This is a genomic window from Mesorhizobium sp. M7A.F.Ca.AU.002.02.1.1 (assembly GCF_003998535.1).
GTDB classification, from domain to species: domain Bacteria; phylum Pseudomonadota; class Alphaproteobacteria; order Rhizobiales; family Rhizobiaceae; genus Mesorhizobium; species Mesorhizobium ciceri.
On sequence record NZ_RZPB01000612.1, the window covers coordinates 1 to 3,593 of the forward strand.

A 3,593-nucleotide genomic window follows, 5' to 3' on the forward strand; every position below is an offset into this window, starting at 1 on the left:
GCGTTTCGGAAATGTCCAACCCATCCAGCGCCGCCCTTGAGGCGTTTTGACCGGCATGCCGCCGCAGGCGAGTTCGTCCAGATCGGCGAATTTACATCCCGCAAAGGGCCGGCGATTGCATGGTGGAGCTCTCAGCGGCCGCGCTGTCCGACTCGAAACGGGTCAGCAAATATCCGCACGCCTTCCAGATCGCGACCATCAGGGATGCGCCCGCATAGCCATCCACGGCATAGTGCCAGCCAAGCACGACGGATCCGACCATAATGACGCCGCGAATAACCACATCACAACACCGGCCAGCCGAGACCGCCGCGTTGCATAGAGAGCGAACAGCACCGCCATCGCAACGTGCAGGGATGGGAAGGCGGATATACCGACGCTGCCGGTAGTTGCGCCGGTGTAGCCACCCCACAGCATATCCTGCGTGTTGAGCGCCCAGATTGGATAGATGCGATCGGCGGTGGCGAGTGCTTGCATGAGGGCGTGAAAGTCGTTGCCGAACCCCAATCGCTCGTAAAAGCAAGGGCCAGCCGACGACAGGCCCATCGCGAGGAAGAAGCCACCCAGCGTCCACACCGTCATGAAGCTCATCAGGAACTGGTGACGCAGCTTCGTATCCTTGCGTGCGATGCACACGGTGAAAACCGCGGTAATGAGCACGACGAACCAGAAATTGTAAGCGATGTTGATGATCTTCAATGCAAGCGGCGACTGGACGGTAAACCACAACCATTCGTGCGGGGCTCGACCGAAATGCAGGATGCGGTCGGCCTGAGCCAATGCCTTGTCCCATGCAAACGGAGAGAGGATTGCAATGGCTCCCTTCAACACACCGATCGCGGATATGAAGGCAAGACCCGCACCCAGGCCATTCAGGCTGTTGGCAATGCGTTCGGCGTCGCCAAAGAATCTACCCAGTGACTTGAGGAAGGTGTGCAGCGGTTCGGTATCCCGCTGGACCAGCGCAAGATGGAGAAGCGTCCCAAGTGCAAAGGCTGAGCCGCAAATCCAGAAGGCGATGAAAAGATACTCAGCGTATTCCTCCAGAACGCCGAAATCCGGCATGTTTCCAGTGTGCCACCCGACTGCGCTTGCCAGAAGCAGCGCAGCGGCAGCCATAGCGTGCAGCAGCCGGTGTCGCCAAAAGGCATCCGCCAAGATGCCAAGAAAAGCACGCTCGACAATTGCCCCCGCCAGTGGGGCCGATGCCGCAACCGAATGTTCCATGGTTTTGAAGCCCCACAGCTCGCCACGCGTTAGCATTTTACCGTGAGATGGTTCGATATTTCCTAATCAGACGATTAGAGTTGCAAACGGTTGAGTCGGCACTGGGCACGGCCGGGCATTAGAATCGGCTTCTGGACTGAACGGCGCTTGTTAGTCCGATATTCTCGACCCGGTCCACCACATCATTGGCGGACCTCCCGCTCTCAATTTTTGAGTGCAGTCCGTATCTTTTCGGCGTTACCGACCAGAATCTCCGGCTTCTCCATCTCGCCCGTGTGCGGCTTCAGCGGGATGCCGTCGAAGCGCGGAATGACATGCACATGCAGATGATAGACGGTCTGCCCTGAGGCCGGCTCATTGAACTGCATGACGGTGACGCCATCGGCGCCGAAGGCCTTTTTCACCGCCAGCGCCACTTTCTGAACGGCGCTCAAGAGATGGCCGAAAATTGACGGATCGGCATCGAGAAGGTTGCGCGACGGCGCTTTCGGCACCACCAGCGTATGGCCGGGCCCCTGCGGCATCACATCCATGAAGGCGATGACCGCGTCATCCTCGTAGACACGGTGCGAGGGAATTTCGCCGCGCAGGATCTTGGCGAAAATGTTGTCGGTATCGTAGGCGGCCTCGGTCATGGCGAACGCTCCGGATTGTGCCTTCGTGTAGCGAAGGCGTCGAAATTCGGCAAGATAATCGTCGCCCCCCAGCCGGCCAGCCGGGGCTACTCCTCGAGATCCTTGCGGAACGGGGTATGCTCTTCCAGATATTCGCTCATCCGCTCCACCTCCTGCCGTTCGCGCCGAAGATAGTCGGCGACGGCGTTGCGCAGGCCTGGGTGCGCAATGTAGTGCGCGGAATGCATGGTCACCGGCCGGTAGCCGCGCGCCAGCTTGTGCTCGCCCTGCGCTCCCGCCTCGACCACCTTGAGCTTGCGCTCGATGGCGAAGTCGATCGCCTGATGATAGCAGACCTCGAAATGCAGGAAGGGATGGTCCTCGATGCAGCCCCAGTTGCGGCCATAAAGTGCATCCGAACCGATGAAATTGATCGCGCCGGCGATATAGCGCCCGTTGCGCCTGGCCATCACCAGCAGGATGTCGTCGGCCATGCGCTCGCCGATCATCGAGAAGAATTGACGATTGAGATAGGGCCGGCCCCATTTGCGACTGCCGGTGTCCATGTAGAAGGCGAAGAAATCGTCCCAGGCTTTCTCCGTGAGGTCCTTGCCGGTCAGCCGGTCGATTGAAATGCCTGGGGCAAGCGCTTCGCGCCTTTCCTTTTTCATCGCCTTTCGCTTGCGCGAGGCAAGGGTGGCGAGGAAGTCGTCATAGGTTGAAAAGCCTTCGTTGAAGAAATGGAATTGCTGGTCGGTGCGGTGCAGGAAACCGGCTGCTTCCAGCACCTCCACATCGCTCTCTTGCGCGAAGGTGACATGTGCGGAAGAGACACCGAGCTTTTGCGTCACCGCCTTCAGGCCCGCCGCGAGACCGGCCTTCACCTTGGCACTGTCCTCGCCCCTGGTGACCAGCAGGCGAGGGCCGGTGACCGGGGAGAACGGCACGGCACTTTGCAGTTTGGGATAGTAGCGGCCACCGGCGCGTTCGAACGCATCCGACCAGCCATGGTCGAACACATATTCGCCCTGGCTGTGCGATTTGAGATAACAGGGCACCGCGCCCAGCAATCTGCCTTGCCCATCCTCGAGCCGGAGGTGGTGGCCCTGCCAGCCGGTACGCCGCACGGCGCATCCAGAATCTTCGAGCGCGCCTAGAAAAGCGAATGAAACCAAAGGATTGTAGCTGGCTTCTAAATCGCCGCGCGCAGTTCCCGCAAAGCCATTCCATTCATCATAGGTGAAGGCGCCGATGCCGGCGGCGACGCGGATCGAATAGTCCGCATTGGCCGTTTGTCCGTCACCCTCATCGCCCTGATCCATGAGGCTTATTTAAGCTCCGTCCGGCCTGGTGCAAGTCACGTTTCAGACACTCAGGCGACTTTGACCAGATCGGGTTCGAACCCTTCGAAAGTCATCTGGTCGGCATATCTGAAGGTCAGGTCGACCGCCGGCTGGTCATGCACCGTCCAGGTGATAACAGGCATTTTCAGCCTTTCACGCACGAAGCTGACAAATGGGTTTGGCAGGTCGCCGGCGGCGTAGGAGGTGAAGGCGATCTCATGCGCCAGCATGGCGAAATGCGCCTCGATCAACCCGACGTCCTTGCCGTAGGCGGTGAGACCCCCTGGGATACCCGGCGCGTCCTTCGGAAAATCGCGGACCAGCCAATGGTCGAACGACATGATCGCCGCCTTGCCCTTGTAGCGCTTGAGCATCTTGCCGACGCTTGCCACCAGGCCTTCGTCATAGC

Annotated in this window: 3 protein-coding genes and 1 pseudogene; all 4 read right to left on the reverse strand. The window is 59.7% G+C overall.

The window, feature by feature from the left end; all coding sequences use genetic code 11:
- Nucleotides 1-198: 198 nt before the first annotated feature.
- Nucleotides 199-1,227: a phosphatase PAP2 family protein gene (locus tag EN879_RS27825; RefSeq protein ID WP_244514298.1), complete on the reverse strand. Its 1,029-nt coding sequence runs from the start codon at nt 1,225-1,227 to the stop codon at nt 199-201.
- A gap of 203 nt (nt 1,228-1,430) precedes the next feature.
- Complete coding sequence (locus EN879_RS27830; RefSeq protein WP_013531772.1) at nt 1,431-1,862, reverse strand: HIT family protein; 432 nt, start codon at nt 1,860-1,862, stop codon at nt 1,431-1,433.
- 86 nt (nt 1,863-1,948) lie between these two features.
- On the reverse strand, nt 1,949-3,163 hold the full coding sequence (locus EN879_RS27835; protein ID WP_063167961.1) for a GNAT family N-acetyltransferase: 1,215 nt from the start codon (nt 3,161-3,163) through the stop codon (nt 1,949-1,951).
- 50 nt (nt 3,164-3,213) lie between these two features.
- Nucleotides 3,214-3,593 (reverse strand): annotated as a pseudogene (locus EN879_RS27840) (glycerophosphodiester phosphodiesterase); the annotation flags it as partial.